Source organism: Vibrio sp. QJM3NY_21 (assembly GCF_057785975.1).
In genome coordinates this window covers 643,063-656,662 of sequence record NZ_CM173514.1, presented here as the reverse complement: position 1 = coordinate 656,662, position 13,600 = coordinate 643,063, and the positions used below count along the sequence as shown (strand labels likewise).

The window sequence follows — 13,600 nt, the reverse complement described above, 5'->3', positions numbered from 1 at the left end:
ATTTTATTCACTCTCATAACGCCAGATATGATTGAAAAACTAGCGGAGTGGTGGTTATGCGAGCACTTAGAATAAAAATGAAAGAAAAAGGTTTCGTTTTCAGTTAGATGTGGCATTATCAAACTCGTTAAGACGATGTGCGTACATCGTATAATGGCTATTACCTCAGCCTTCCAAGCTGATGATGCGGGTTCGATTCCCGCTGTACGCTCCAGTCTTCTTGATGCCTCAGTCTTACTCTTAAGACAGTGTGCGTGCATCGTATAATGGCTATTACCTCAGCCTTCCAAGCTGATGATGCGGGTTCGATTCCCGCTGTACGCTCCAGTCTTCTTGATGCCTCAGTCTTACTCTTAAGACAGTGTGCGTGCATCGTATAATGGCTATTACCTCAGCCTTCCAAGCTGATGATGCGGGTTCGATTCCCGCTGCACGCTCCAATTTGAAGAAACTCCCCAAATATAACCTTCTGATATAACACGATTTATTTGTGTGGTCTTTTTATTATCAATAATTTACTTAGTGAATACCAGTTTGTGGATTTTTTGAGACCACGTTGAGACCAATGATTTTTACAGATATTTTGTCATGATTATGAGCTAAAGTAGACTAAGGTTTTCTTGAAAATTTTGTCTTGGTTTTTATTTGAGACCAGATAGAGACCACATTGAGACCAGGTTAAGTTTGTGTTTGTTAACTGACCTAATATGATCTCAAATGGACTCAAACTTGTTTCAGATTAGATAAGCTAATCTGTAATGGGCTCTTCTTTGTGAACTTCTAATAGCTCTCCGACACTGCAATCGAGAAAGAAACATAGCTTTTCTAAAGTATCGAAATCAATACGGTTATTCGTCTCATGGAATAAACGATTGACAGTACTTCTGTTGATACCCGTTTCTCGCACAACATCAGCGATTTTTAACTTTTTTGCCCCAAGCAAAGTTGATAAGTGACACTTTATCATATCTTAAAAGACCCCAAATGTTTCTATAGCGACACAAAAAGATGTTGACAGGCTACTTTTTACACCTTATTGTTTCTGTAGAGCTACAAAATGTAGCGAGTAAGACAGGAAATAATTATGACATATACCTACTTAACAACGGAAGAGCTATCTTCGGTTATCAAATACGATCAACGTGTAATACGAGAGCAACTAAAAGATTCGGTATTGTTTGAAGGGATTCATTACATTCGCCCGTTCGGAGGTCGAAAAATTTTGTTTATCTGGGAGCGAATAGAGGAAGAGATGCTAAACGGCGTCTCAGCAGAATCATTATTAATTCAATAGGAGAAGGTATGGGTAGTGTAAACCAACGGAACGGACAGTTGTTCTTAGACTTTAGGTTTAAAGGTGTTCGGTGTCGAGAGTACACAAAGTTACCTGACAACGGTATAAATCGTTCGAAAGCAAAGCGCTTGTTACGGGTTATAGAGTCTGAAATAATTTTAGGTATTTTTGAATATCAGAAGTACTTTCCGAACAGTAAATTAACTGAACGATTTAGTGAAATTGATGAGAGCAAACGACAAGCAAAAGAATATTTTAGTGCCCCTGAAGCTCCAAGATTAGAAGAGTTTGCCAAAGTTTGGCTTTCAGAGAAGAAAGTCGAGTGGAGTGTTCGCCACTACGAAGAAGTGGAAGGGGTGCTAAACAAGTATCTGATACCAACATTTGGTAATAAGAAGATCAGCGCCATCAATAAAGGTCAGATTCTACAGTTTCGTTCCATCCTCGCCAAAGTACCGGGACGAAAAGGCAGTTTCTTAAGCCCATCACGTATTAACCACATAATGACACCCTTGCGAGTGTTACTTAATGAAGCCGCTGATCGATATGACTTTACCTCACCATGGAAGAATATTAAAGCCTTAAAAGTTGGACGAACGGAGGTCGATCCCTTCAGTCTTCAGGAAGTAGAAAGCTTTCTTGATGCCGTCCCAAAAGAGTTCTATACGTATTATGTCACTCGATTTTTTACGGGTATGCGCACGGGAGAAATTGATGGATTGCAATGGAGTGATGTCGACCTAGACAATAAAATCATCACAGTTAATCAGGCACTAGTAAAAGGTGAACTGTCGGACCTAAAAACACAAGGCTCACATCGTATAATTCACTTAATTGATCGTGTTGTTGATGTTTTGAAGGCACATAGGTGCACGGCGAACCTTAGTGATAACTTCGTGTTTATGAACACTAAAAGAAAGCCTTTGAATTATGCGGTGGTGTCACGCACTGTATGGTATCCAACACTTGAGCGTCTTAATATGAAGGCTCGTAATCCATACCAAACTCGACATTCGTATGCGACTCTACTGCTTGCGTCTGGAGAGTCACCAGAATGGATTGCGAATCAAATGGGTCACACTACAACCACCATGTTATTTAGAGTTTATTCTCGCTATGTTCCCAATTTAACTCGAAGAGATGGAAGTGCGTTTGCTTCATTTCTAGCGAATGGAGGGGAGGCATGAAATATTCACCGCTAGCAGTACATTGCACTAGTCTTTGTTTTGATGTTATTCAGAAGACTTCTTTTTACAAACTAAGTCATGATGATATTGATGGATTCCACGAAGATATTTATTTGCTTATTCGAGAGCGCGCATCTTTGCTTCCTGAGCGCTACAAGCGGGAGCATCAATTCATCTGTCATGTAACCAACGAAGTGCTCCGTGTTCTTCATCAGTGCCTGAGTAACCCAAATGCCAGAGATTCAGTATGGATTTTATCGGCCTTGGAATCACGGATTGATATATCAAGCAAAGCCATCCTCCATTAAAATCCAAACTGTCTAGACTGTGCGCATAGCGTCCCAAGAGTTGTGCGCACTGGCTCTATGTTAATTTGCCTAGACGTACGTCCATGAACAAAATTATCGTCTTACCGCCCGACTCCATTAGACCTGTATAGTGTGTTAAATCAGATGTCATTACTGAGGGAAAATGCGGATTACTCTAGGTATGGGAAAGTCGCTTAGTCGTTAGTTAAGTGTCCAGCTTTGCAGGCGCAGATCAACTATCGTTCTATTTAAAAAAGCATTGATTAAAACGAGGAGTCCATATAAGTGCGGAGAGTTAAGCGATCACGAAAAAGTACTGTCCAACCTCTTTCCAACTCTCATTGCCTTTTGGCCACAGCGTATTAACCACTTCCGCTGTTTCAACGTATAACGCACCTTAGATGGATTCACATACGTTCATCATACTGACTACCTAGCACTTACCCGATTTACGTGGTTATCAGGAGGATCGTCCTCTCACGATTCCGATCCCGAGCGGTTTAGATCGCTCTTCGTTACATTGTAAGAGCCGCTGCTTTATTCAGGCTCGTAGGTTCATCTGGTGACACAGATGGTTCACTCATAAAGCGGTGAACAACGCTTCATACGACTTCAGGTCGCACGGACAAAACCTTGTTAGCGACTCTGCTAAATTAGGAAATAATGAATAACTACAGGTATGGCAAATCCAATCTAATTTCCCTAGAGCAGTCAAACCAAGACCTCAACGGTATGCCAAACATAAAAATGCCGTTCACTCTTAAGTGAACGGCATTACCACACTGGCTCTTTTGTTTATTCCAGTTACAGTGTGTTTTTGTAGATCTCACCATCTTTCATGATAACTTTCTTCGCGTCATCATTCATTACACACTCAACACCGTCCAGTGGATTACCATCGATGATTAGAAGGTCTGCATACGCACCTTCAACGATTTGCCCAAGCTTACCTTCTTGATATGGGTGTTGATAAGTCGACATTTCGAACAAACGTCCACAGTTAGATGTTGCCATGCGAAGCGCCGTAATGGTGTCGAATGTATTCTCAATCGCACCGAGCTCTTGCATTTGCGTTTCATGAACATTAGTTGTACCGACACAGTCAGTACCGTAAGCGATGTTTTCGATGTTATATTTCTTAATCAGGTCTGCCGATTTAAACATCGCTTTACCTACGCGCTCTGTCTTTTTATACGTCTCTTCATTAGGTAGTGGGATCTTACGCTCAGCGATCAGTGAAGCGGTAAAGTATGAAGGTACAACCCAAATGCCTTTGTCTTTAATCACTTGTGCAATTTGGTCGTCCATAATGGTTGCATGTTCAAAACACATTACGCCAGCTTCGGCGGCACGGTGCATTGCAGGTGTAGTATGAATGTGCGCGGCAACGTAAGTACCGTAGTCAGATGCTGCTTGTACTGCTGCTTTCATTTCATCAAGGGTGTATTGCAGGGTATCAAGTGGATCAAATGTAGATGATGCACCACCACCGGCCATAATTTTGATTTGTGAAGCGCCTTTAAATAGCTGTTCACGAACGGCTTTGAGTACTTCTGTTCGACCGTCTGCAACTTTAAATGTGCCCGTCTTCATTAATGGTGAGTCTTCATGACCATTAGATAAACGCTCTTGCGCTTGGTTTTGACGATAATCAGAGTGACCGCATGTTTGAGAAATCGCCGCTTGTGATGGCAGGATACGTGGGCCTGTAGCGTAGCCACTATCGATAGCATTCTTAAGACCAAGCGTATTACCACCCACATCACGACACGTTGTAAATCCACGCATTAGCATCTCTTGGGATATTTTTGCTGAGCGAATCGCAAGTTCTTCTCGAGGCATTGTATCCATTTCACCGAAGCCCGCGGAAAGAGTAATATGAACGTGCGCATCAATAAGCCCTGGCATGACAGTACCGCCTTTCGCATCAATGACTTCGTCTACCATTGGTGGGTCAATATCACCAATCTTTGTGATCAAGTTGTCTTCAATTAAAACCGACACATTTTCAATAAGTTTATCGTCTGTACCGTTGAAAACATTAGCATTCGTGATTAGCTTTTTCATATTTGTTTCCTCAGTGAGTTGAGATTAGCTCGTGTAGTTGATAGGTAAATCATACTCCCGTAGCTTCACCATGAATTGCCATTTAATGACACATCAATCATAAGTTTGGCTTTCTTTATTCGAGGATGAATAAATAGAATAAATAACAAAAGAGTCAGCAAAACTGCGTTCCGCTAACTCCTATATTGGATAGAAAAGCTTTTTGTATGAGTGTTACGTTTAGGCTTGCATATCTTTTTCTTGTAGCGGTATTGCAAAACCGAGTACCACCATCACACCACCACCAATCAGTGTGTACCAAAGGCGCGGCATAAAGACGAGTTCAACAATTTCTGCGTTGAAAGGACCGACAGCGATAGTGAGAATAAGAAACATGATGGATGCAGACGCCACGGTGTAACTATGTTCAAGATAAATCAAAATCATATACAAAGATAAAATCACTAATGACCACATCAATACTGTCTGAATTTCTGGTGTTGTAACGTAGCTCAGTAACATTCCAGCAGGTATGTAAAGTAATGCGCCAATAATGGTACCGTTTAAACGCTCCCATGCTTTAGGTGCAGATTTTTTGTAAAGGGACTGTGAAGCATCATGAGCAAGTAAGCCCCTAGAGCAGCACCAGACCCACCAAAGAACCCCAGAGATAGTATAAGTCCGATACCGAACCCTTTGCGTGCCGAGTACTTTAGGTCAACGACGTTGATTCTACGCTTAGGTTTAAGAGTTTGCTTGTCACCTACTTCATTATTCGGCCGCACAAGCGTGCAAACAATCAAAGCGACAGCGATGCCCAAAACGACCGAAACGGAACGCTGCATCATCATTGCGGTGTTCTCTACGCCGTCCGGTATCATCATCATAGACAACAACAAGAAACTGAGTGGAAGAATATATTTAGGGACACCTTGGTGATGGTTATCACGTTCAATCAGAACTAAAACAAACACAAACAGTGCTGTAGTTAGTGGAGCAAATGTAAGCGTCTACGAACCGACTCATTGACTTTCTAATATCAACACAGATACCGCCAACTAAGGCGGTATCTGTCATTCTGAACGCTATTCGGGAATGGGGGACTCGTCCGTTTTTGGCATGTTCCAAGGAAGAAGATGACCATGGTCGTCCTCACTCTTCAGTTTCGGGATTTCTCGTAGCACGTATTCGAGGTACTCATACGGCTCACAGTCGTTAGCCTTCGCGGTTTCGATAAGGCTGTACAGCACGGCACTGGCGCGGGCACCATTATGAGTCTTCGAGAACAACCAGTTGTTCCGGCCCACCGTGAACGGACGCACTGAACGTTCCGCTCGGTTATTATCCATACTTAACCGGCCATCATTGGTAACTCGTACTAGCTTCGACCATTGATTGAGACTGTAGCTAATCGCCTCTCCCAGTTTACTTTTGGGGGGCACCTGAGTGACCGATTTATCTAACCACACCTTAAACTCATTGAGCAGAGACTGAGTCTTTGATTGGCGGGTAGCATATCGCTCTTCCCTCGCCTTATCTTTGAGTGCTTGTTCAACACGATAGAGCTTTTGGAACCAACTGACTGCCCACTGGATTTTACCCCCTTTACCTTGCTTGCCTTTTGGTTGACTCTGCTCTGCCTCTATGAACTTGCGTCTTGCATGTGCCCAGCAACCCACCAACTTCGCCTCTGTCTTTTCATACGCTTTATACCCATCAACATGAAGGTATCCAGTGTAGTTTGAGGGCAGTGGTGACCCCGACTTCCTTCCTGGTAGTCGAACAAGACGATTCCGGGAGATTGCGCATTACCGCCCCGGTCTGGACCACACCCATACAACCAGATGTAACTTTTCTTTCTTTCGTCATCGAGCACGGTCAATGTGGTCTCGTCCGCGAACAGAACATCTTGAGTAAGAAGGGTTTCTTTCAGTAAGGCGATTAACGGCTCTACCTTATCTGCGCAACGCAATATCCACTGACTCATCGTTTTTCGGCTGAGCGCTAGCCCATATTGTCTGAACAGCGATTCTTGACGATAGAGAGGCAGGGCATAGTGGTATTTGTTCGTGATGATTTGCGCAAGCAAAGAGGGAGTCGCGATGCTTTTCGGGATAACCGATGCCGGCGGTGGAGCCATTGCAACAACGCTCTTCTCTCCTAGCGCATCACATTGACGGCAGACGTATTTGGGCCTTTCGGTGACTTCGACATACAACCTGGCTGGGATATACACCAGTTTTTCACTGGTGCTTTGTCCCATCCTGCAGAGCATCGACTGGCAACACGAGCATGTTTTTTCTGATTCTGGTATGTCCACCACAACACGCTCTCGTGGTAGGTCTTCGGGAAGCTTTGGGCGACCACGACGTTTTGTCTCGGAGGAAGTGTTTTCCGCTTCCGAGGCGTCATCATTCGGATTATCGGGCGCTTCTTCTTTTTCTATCGTATTGGCATGAGTCTCCGCCTCATTGAACTCTAAGTCCTTAGGGGGCATGGTTTCGCTACTACTACCAAAGCGTTTACGCCGCGCTAGGTTGAGTTTTTCAACCAGAGATTGGATGGTTAATTCGCTCTCGCTTAGAGATTGGCGAAGCGTGAGTACGTTCGATTTACTCTCGTCTAGAGATTGTCGAAGTGTGAGTATGTTCGATTCACTTTCGCCTAGAGATTGGTGAAGAGTGAGTACCGTAGATTCAAGCTCAGTCACTTTTGAACGTAAGAGCGCTAGCTCATCTTCTTTATTTTTATTTGTCATATAAGGAAGATCGCAGAGACCCGCGAAAGTTCCTTATACGCAATATTTTTTAATTTAGTTAAGGCTTTGGTAATTCAATACTTGATGGGGTTTCATTTTTTCGATGTCGAGTCCATCGAGCAACCAATGCCACTGCTCTTCCGTTAATGAGAGTGTTTGCCCTGGCATTTTTCTTGGCCAAGCGAACTTGTCTTTTTCGAGTCGCTTTTGCCAGAGGCAAAAGCCATTACGCTGCCAGTAGAGAACTTTGAGCTTATCCCGCGTGCGATTACAGAAGACGAATAGCGCTTCGGAGAAGGGATTAAGGTTCATATTCTGCTCAACGATAAAGCTCAAGCCGTTAATGCCCTTTCTAAAATCGACGGGCGCCTTGTGGAGATAGATAACAGAGATATCAGGGAATATTTTCATACAACAGCAAGCTCCTTCAATAGAAGGCCGAGCCACTGAGGTGCTACATCACGAGGCACATGAAGAGAGCACGCCCCCGCTTCAAGCCGTAATTCCGTAGGTAACGTAGAGGGAGGCCGTTGCTCGGTTTTGATGTTTAGCATGGCTGTTTTTTCAACAACAACGAATTCAGAAAGTGAATCTTCTCGTTTTTTAGGCAGGTTGACTAAGTGCTGTAGTTTTCGACGGTTGTTGTCAAACGTTTTTGGATGAAGATTGTGCTCTAAATAAAACTGAGCGGCAGACTGCTCACTATTGTAATACTTCTGCACAAGGCGTAGCCATTCTTGCTGAGATCTATGCTGAGACATTTTCGAGTACCTTTAACGATCAAAGTTAAAGGTTACGACGTTTATTGAAAGGATTGAATGAGTCGATTTAAAGACGCTTACCTTGAACAACTCAAGCTTGCCTTCGGTCGCCAGTTCGCTCAGCGCTCGGAGGCGTTAAAACCTTACGATGAATCACAAGGTGACCTCTCAACGAAGTGGAATGCGAGACGGCTTAGGAAGAAGAGGTTGAGGTGATGACCACCACAACAAAGAAATGAGGTAAACGCAAGCCACTTCCAAAGACATTACCTCGTGAGGTTATCGAACTTGATTTAAACGACCATGAAAGGCAGTACCCTTGCTGCTAACATAGTCTGCATAAAATTGATGAAGACCGAAGCGAGAAACTGGAGTTCTGACCAGTGGTACTTAAAGTGCTGGAATACGTTCACCCTAAGTATGCATGCCGTCATCAGTGCGAAAAACAGAAGACCGCAACCGCATCGTTCAAAGGCAAACTCCGAAAAGCTGGGCGCAGATGCACACCAATCAATACGAGATGAGCTTTACGAGTGGATGACAAATCAGCAAGTGACAGGGTCTAATCCATTAGGTAAAGCGATTAACTATACGCTTGGGCAATGCTCGAAGCTCATCCGCTATATCGATGATGGCCACTTGTCTATCGACAACAATCGCGCTGAACGCGCAATCAAACCGCTGGTCATTAGCAGAATAAATTGGTTATTCTCGACGACAATCAATGATTCTGACGCGAGTACGATGCTTGACAGCATCGTCGAGACTGTGAAAGCCAACGGTCTTATCCTTTTCGACTATATGGTCAAATGTATGAAAAAACTGGTGAAAGCTGATCCAGATCTCGATGCCCTCCTACCTTGGAACTTCAAACATTAACAGTATCGCCCCGCGGGTTCATGGGGCGGATACTATTTAGTGAGCACATCATGCACATTGACTATTTCAAACAACACTTTAAAATGATCACTGACCAACGCCAAAGTACAAATTGAGTACAACTTCGCTGGTTATTTTCTTCAACATTTGACTAAACTCGGTTAAATCCTCAGGGTTTTAATTCTTGTGGCAACTTGCTTAGTGAAAGCTTCAAGCGCTTTATTGTTCATATTGCCTATACTTAGCCTTCAAGGCTTCGTTTAGAAAAATACACAGAATTTAGGGCAGTCTAGTTCAGCAACCCTGAAGGCTTATCTTCTTGGGAGCAATTTACACAATAGCAGCCTAATTGCACCTGAAAATTAGGATGCTTCTAATTCATAACAACTCCGCGACACAACCGCTTAGCAAGCTTATAACAATGCGCGTTTTGCTTAATTATCGTTGTTCCTAATGACACCTTCATATACACCAGTTTTTACAGAACCTTGACTAGGCCAGCTCCATCTTTCGCTTTGCAAATGTAAATGGTCTCTTTGATACCCGTTTCATTCTGATAGTTTTCTTCCACTATCGTAATTACGTTATCGACTAGCGCAGGTGGTACAAGCGCAACAACACAACCACCAAAACCACCACCAGTCATCCGTACTCCGCCTTCATCACCTATTACCGTTTTCACCATGTCCACTAACAGATCAATCTCTTTCACGGTGATTTCAAAGTCATCTCGCATAGATGCATGTGATTCTGCCATCAGCTCACCCATGCGTTTCATGTCATGGTTACGAAGTGCTTGTGCAGCTTCCAATGTGCGACTGTTTTCAGTAATAACATGTCGTGCTCGTTTAGCAACAACGCTGTCAAGTTCGTAACTCTTTTCGTTGAGCTGTGCAAGCGTAACATCACGTAGTGCTTTTACATCAAACACATGCGCTGCCGCATCACATTGCTCTCTACGTGTATTGTATTCACTATCAACCAGTCCACGTTTTTTGTTAGAGTTGATGATCAGCACCGACATGTCTTCAGGTATCGGAACTAGTTGTGTCTCTAAAGTTCGGCAATCTAGTAACATCGCATGGTTTTCTCGTCCTTCAGCCGAAATCATCTGATCCATGATTCCACACTTGCAACCAACAAACTCGTTTTCGGCTTGTTGACCGTTTAGGGCGATTTCCGCTTGGCCAATTTGTAGTTTATTTAAAACCTTAAACGTTTGCCCGATAACAACCTCAAGGGCCGCAGAAGAACTTAATCCCGCTCCCTGCGGTACATTTCCACCCACGGCTATGTCAACACCAGTAAACTCATAACCGCGCGAGATCAGACATTTTACCACGCCTCTAATATAGTTAGCCCACATCTTATCTTGTTGAAAAATGATGGATTGGGTTAGGTCAAATTCATCAACAACATTACCATAATCAACTGACACAACACGTACCAAATTGTCATCGCGCCTAGTTGCGGCCACAACTGTCTGATAGTCAACAGCGCATGGCAGGACAAAGCCCTCGTTATAGTCAGTATGTTCGCCGATGAGGTTAACACGCCCAGGGGCTTGAATAATATGACTAGGCTTATAACCTAAAACTGCTTCAAATGAAGTCATGACGTTTTGAATTAGTTGCGACATAAGGTATTCCTCCTATTGTTTGGTCGAATACAAAAGGGGGGCAAACCACCCCCCTGAAAGCTAATAATCACTGTTGCTCTTTATAGTGGAAACACGCAGGTACAGTGCTTCTTATTTTGTGTTTAGATCGTGATGGCTCTCGGCTAGATAAATTTACGCATTGTTTCACTATGCAGCCATGGTAGATAGAACAACGCATGGAACTATCAATGTTCAATATCGATTCCTTGTTCAAAAACGGTGCATAGTGCTGGGAATAAACATTGAAAGAGGCTGTCATAACGACTAGTCAACTTTTGAACCGCAAGTTCAATGTCATCGCGTTGTTCATAGGTTAATTCGTCCATCCAGCGAATCAGAGTCTTTGACAAATATAAATGGCCAAGCGGTCCAGTACGGTGCGAGAGCAAGCCACTATCATCAAATTTTCTATTTACTCGGCTCCAGGTCGACCAAAGAGAAATGAAGAATCTATAAGGAATAGATTCTTCATTGAGGTAATACCATTCGCTAATTAAGAAAGAAACAACATTAGCTTAGCTAAAGTAGATATGTTTATTCTCGCGAGAAATGATACTGAAAACGAATAATTAACTCTGGCAGCACTTCTCGATATCATGATTTGTTTGATCTTGTTTAAAAAACTGAGCGTCGTAAAGCATTATTAATACCCGTTTCACCATGAGGCTGCCGTGATATCTAAATTGTCGAATCAAAAGGCTTCCCAAGCTAAATTTGATCCTTTTCGCCCAACCACCTACTGCTTCGTCATAAACCCAAAAGACCAGAGAACCGCGGTTAATGATTGATTGGCTGTATTACTTCCAGTTGGTTATTTTGTAACGAGATTTATACATAAGTCTACTAGCTTTAGTGGATGTAGCTATTTATATGATTTAATTAAACTGAATTGCGTAACAAAATCCGTTTAGAGATGACAATAAGAAAAGGGACCGACATCCCCTTTTCAACTCTTAAAAAGTTTGATGGAAAGCGACATTATTCTTTAAGTTAATAATTTGCTTCAATACCACATCATCTGGTGCATCACGCTTATATTTAGTTGAATCTTTTGTATCCATAAAAAGACTAAACACTTCATAACCATGTTTTTGTGCCGCTTGATAGAAATAATCCAGATCACTATTTTTAGAAAATGAGTTGGTCACAGCAATATTTTTTTTATTATCTTTCATTAAATTTAATACAGACTCTCGACAATATTGATCAGCATAAGGTTTTAAATTTTCATCGTATTTATTTTTGCCATATCTTGCATAGTAATCCCAGCAAGAAACAACATTATCACTAATCGTATTGGCAAACTCAGTTTTACCTGTACCAAATGGACCACGAACAATATATAGAATTTTCATAACAATTACTCCAAATGATTATTTACGCTGCTGCGGGTTCTTTGTTTATATCTTGCTCATCAACTTTTATTGGTGGACGACTCAAAGTAAATATTGCAAGTACCGTTGCAACCGCTGAAAACACACCAAAGTAAATATAACTCATTGGAAAACCATGCGAATCGTACATAGTACCCATGACTGGCGCGGCTATCGCTGTCATTAAGTTATTGATAACCTGGAAACCAAACATATAAGTGAAAGAGTTAACCTTTTTATCAAACTGCTCAGCAATATAGGCAAATACAGATACGATAAGTAATGGGTTAACAATACCAAATAATAGTTTTGCTACTATAGCCAGGTAAAGATTCTTTTGACCCAAACCCGCAAAACCAATCATCAAAAGGAATGATGTGATCCCAACAGCAGTAAGAAGTAGACTTCCTTTCGCACCGATTTTCTTAATAATAAATGGTACGCTAGCACTAACAGCAAACAAGAAAATAGCTGTTATACCATCCATGTTTGAGCTGAAAGTAATACCTTCCTCTTGCGTTGGAAAGAAACTAATAAAATAACGAGTAAACTGTGACATTGATGTCCAAAATACAACCGAAATCGTTCCAGCGTAAGTCATGAACGCCCACATTTTCTTGTTTTTAAGGAGTTTGATGACATCTTCTTTTTGTATTTTCTCAGCTGACAATACTTCATTGTCCACTTCGTCCAAGTGACCCACTCGCAATGAGAATGCAAAAAATAGCATAAGCAATGCAGCCACACTACACGCAACAAAGATGAGATCTGGGTTAATGTTGTATAGGTAACCTGCAAGAATCGCAGATGCACCCCAAGCTGCAATACCAAAGCCATTTACCAAGCCAAAATCGTTACTATGGCAACGAGCGAATCTATCTGAATAAGAAGCAATGACACCACTACCTGCTTGGAACAACATGCCGAGATAAATTGACCCAACAATAATTCCTGCGATAAACGTGGAATCATTACTTAACAACGGTCCATATACATAAATATAGAATGGACCAATTAACACACTAAGTATTGAAATAAAATAAAGTAAATTTTTCTTAAGACCTAATTTATCCATGATATAACCCATGGCAGGCTTAAATAAAACGGCAATACCAGTTTGTAGTCCAAACAAAACTCCAATTTGCGAACCGTCAATACCAACCCTATCATTCAGCCACACTGCGAATAATGAACCTGAACTCAAAGACCAAAAAAAGTTGTAAAAAAAGTACATAAGACAAACTTTGCCCATTGCGACTTTATTCGAATCGGTTTTCATATTTACTCCGTTATATACCTAAACAGTCGCTACTTTGAACTGCCTAAAATTTCTA

13 protein-coding genes, 3 tRNA genes and 2 pseudogenes are annotated in these 13,600 nt (G+C 42.1%); 8 read left to right on the top strand and 10 right to left on the bottom strand.

Annotation, left to right across the window (positions count from 1 at the left end; translation table 11 throughout):
• Positions 1 to 139 precede the first annotated feature (139 nt).
• The 3 genes from AC3CID_RS18580 to AC3CID_RS18570 all read left to right on the top strand — a co-directional run bounded on the left by AC3CID_RS18580 (position 140) and on the right by AC3CID_RS18570 (position 440).
• A tRNA-Gly gene (locus AC3CID_RS18580) sits at positions 140 to 214 on the top strand.
• Positions 215 to 252: 38 nt separating this feature from the next.
• Positions 253 to 327 (top strand) — tRNA-Gly (locus AC3CID_RS18575).
• Positions 328 to 365: 38 nt separating this feature from the next.
• A tRNA-Gly gene (locus tag AC3CID_RS18570) sits at positions 366 to 440 on the top strand.
• Positions 441 to 748: 308 nt separating this feature from the next.
• Here the strand turns inward: AC3CID_RS18570 and AC3CID_RS18565 are convergent.
• Positions 749 to 967, bottom strand: coding sequence for a helix-turn-helix domain-containing protein (locus AC3CID_RS18565; RefSeq protein ID WP_488527886.1), 219 nt, complete (start codon positions 965 to 967; stop codon positions 749 to 751).
• Positions 968 to 1,084: 117 nt separating this feature from the next.
• Between AC3CID_RS18565 and AC3CID_RS18560 the strand changes: the two genes are divergently transcribed.
• From AC3CID_RS18560 to AC3CID_RS18550, 3 genes are read left to right on the top strand one after another with little or no spacing between them, the layout of a single operon-like run.
• Positions 1,085 to 1,294 (top strand): hypothetical protein, encoded by a 210-nt coding sequence (locus AC3CID_RS18560; RefSeq protein WP_488527885.1) that lies wholly within the window; start codon positions 1,085 to 1,087, stop codon positions 1,292 to 1,294.
• Positions 1,295 to 1,302: 8 nt separating this feature from the next.
• Complete coding sequence (locus tag AC3CID_RS18555) at positions 1,303 to 2,481, top strand: Arm DNA-binding domain-containing protein (RefSeq protein WP_488527884.1); 1,179 nt, start codon at positions 1,303 to 1,305, stop codon at positions 2,479 to 2,481.
• Entirely contained in the window at positions 2,478 to 2,789 is a 312-nt protein-coding gene (locus AC3CID_RS18550) for a hypothetical protein (RefSeq protein ID WP_488527883.1), read from the top strand. Before AC3CID_RS18555 ends, AC3CID_RS18550 begins: the two co-directional genes overlap by 4 nt.
• 804 nt (positions 2,790 to 3,593) lie before the next feature.
• Here the strand turns inward: AC3CID_RS18550 and AC3CID_RS18545 are convergent.
• Positions 3,594 to 4,856: a metal-dependent hydrolase family protein gene (locus AC3CID_RS18545; protein WP_488527882.1), complete on the bottom strand. Its 1,263-nt coding sequence runs from the start codon at positions 4,854 to 4,856 to the stop codon at positions 3,594 to 3,596.
• A gap of 219 nt (positions 4,857 to 5,075) precedes the next feature.
• The gene (locus tag AC3CID_RS18540) at positions 5,076 to 5,312 is read right to left on the bottom strand and encodes a hypothetical protein (protein WP_488527881.1); all 237 of its coding nucleotides are present in this window, start codon (positions 5,310 to 5,312) and stop codon (positions 5,076 to 5,078) included.
• Positions 5,313 to 5,591: 279 nt separating this feature from the next.
• On the opposite strand from AC3CID_RS18540, the gene AC3CID_RS18535 reads away from it, so the two are divergent.
• Entirely contained in the window at positions 5,592 to 5,774 is a 183-nt protein-coding gene (locus tag AC3CID_RS18535) for a hypothetical protein (protein ID WP_488527880.1), read from the top strand.
• Between the two features lie 146 nt (positions 5,775 to 5,920).
• Here AC3CID_RS18535 and tnpC read toward each other — a convergent pair.
• The 3 genes and pseudogenes from tnpC to tnpA form a co-directional block, all read right to left on the bottom strand.
• Positions 5,921 to 7,593, bottom strand: a pseudogene (gene tnpC, locus AC3CID_RS18530) (IS66 family transposase).
• Positions 7,594 to 7,647: 54 nt separating this feature from the next.
• Positions 7,648 to 8,004 (bottom strand): IS66 family insertion sequence element accessory protein TnpB, encoded by a 357-nt coding sequence (tnpB, locus tag AC3CID_RS18525; protein ID WP_488527854.1) that lies wholly within the window; start codon positions 8,002 to 8,004, stop codon positions 7,648 to 7,650.
• Complete coding sequence (gene tnpA, locus AC3CID_RS18520; protein ID WP_488527879.1) at positions 8,001 to 8,354, bottom strand: IS66 family insertion sequence element accessory protein TnpA; 354 nt, start codon at positions 8,352 to 8,354, stop codon at positions 8,001 to 8,003. Before tnpA ends, tnpB begins: the two co-directional genes overlap by 4 nt.
• Positions 8,355 to 8,702: 348 nt before the next feature.
• Here tnpA and AC3CID_RS18515 point away from each other — a divergent pair, with 348 nt between their 5' ends.
• Positions 8,703 to 9,233, top strand: coding sequence for an IS66 family transposase (locus AC3CID_RS18515; protein ID WP_488527878.1), 531 nt, complete (start codon positions 8,703 to 8,705; stop codon positions 9,231 to 9,233).
• Between the two features lie 478 nt (positions 9,234 to 9,711).
• Here AC3CID_RS18515 and galK read toward each other — a convergent pair whose 3' ends face one another.
• From galK to AC3CID_RS18495, 4 genes and pseudogenes are all read right to left on the bottom strand, one after another.
• On the bottom strand, positions 9,712 to 10,872 hold the full coding sequence (galK, locus tag AC3CID_RS18510) for a galactokinase (protein WP_488527877.1): 1,161 nt from the start codon (positions 10,870 to 10,872) through the stop codon (positions 9,712 to 9,714).
• A gap of 206 nt (positions 10,873 to 11,078) precedes the next feature.
• Positions 11,079 to 11,286 (bottom strand): annotated as a pseudogene (locus AC3CID_RS18505) (galactose-1-phosphate uridylyltransferase); the annotation flags it as partial.
• Between the two features lie 560 nt (positions 11,287 to 11,846).
• Positions 11,847 to 12,248 (bottom strand): hypothetical protein, encoded by a 402-nt coding sequence (locus AC3CID_RS18500; protein WP_488527876.1) that lies wholly within the window; start codon positions 12,246 to 12,248, stop codon positions 11,847 to 11,849.
• Between the two features lie 22 nt (positions 12,249 to 12,270).
• Positions 12,271 to 13,545 carry an oligosaccharide MFS transporter gene (locus AC3CID_RS18495; protein ID WP_474356624.1) on the bottom strand — a complete coding sequence of 425 codons (1,275 nt, stop codon included), beginning with the start codon at positions 13,543 to 13,545 and terminating at the stop codon, positions 12,271 to 12,273.
• Positions 13,546 to 13,600: the final 55 nt, after the last annotated feature.

Excerpts from the sequence above, each read along its gene's own strand:
- AC3CID_RS18565 (WP_488527886.1), bottom strand. The coding sequence starts at position 967 with ATGATAAAGTGTCACTTATCAACTTTGCTTGGGGCAAAAAAGTTAAAA.
- AC3CID_RS18560 (WP_488527885.1), top strand. The coding sequence starts at position 1,085 with ATGACATATACCTACTTAACAACGGAAGAGCTATCTTCGGTTATCAAA.
- AC3CID_RS18555 (WP_488527884.1), top strand. The coding sequence starts at position 1,303 with ATGGGTAGTGTAAACCAACGGAACGGACAGTTGTTCTTAGACTTTAGG.
- AC3CID_RS18550 (WP_488527883.1), top strand. The coding sequence starts at position 2,478 with ATGAAATATTCACCGCTAGCAGTACATTGCACTAGTCTTTGTTTTGAT.
- AC3CID_RS18545 (WP_488527882.1), bottom strand. The coding sequence starts at position 4,856 with ATGAAAAAGCTAATCACGAATGCTAATGTTTTCAACGGTACAGACGAT.
- AC3CID_RS18540 (WP_488527881.1), bottom strand. The coding sequence starts at position 5,312 with ATGTGGTCATTAGTGATTTTATCTTTGTATATGATTTTGATTTATCTT.
- tnpB (WP_488527854.1), bottom strand. The coding sequence starts at position 8,004 with ATGAAAATATTCCCTGATATCTCTGTTATCTATCTCCACAAGGCGCCC.
- tnpA (WP_488527879.1), bottom strand. The coding sequence starts at position 8,354 with ATGTCTCAGCATAGATCTCAGCAAGAATGGCTACGCCTTGTGCAGAAG.
- AC3CID_RS18515 (WP_488527878.1), top strand. The coding sequence starts at position 8,703 with ATGAAGACCGAAGCGAGAAACTGGAGTTCTGACCAGTGGTACTTAAAG.
- galK (WP_488527877.1), bottom strand. The coding sequence starts at position 10,872 with ATGTCGCAACTAATTCAAAACGTCATGACTTCATTTGAAGCAGTTTTA.
- AC3CID_RS18500 (WP_488527876.1), bottom strand. The coding sequence starts at position 12,248 with ATGAAAATTCTATATATTGTTCGTGGTCCATTTGGTACAGGTAAAACT.
- AC3CID_RS18495 (WP_474356624.1), bottom strand. The coding sequence starts at position 13,545 with ATGAAAACCGATTCGAATAAAGTCGCAATGGGCAAAGTTTGTCTTATG.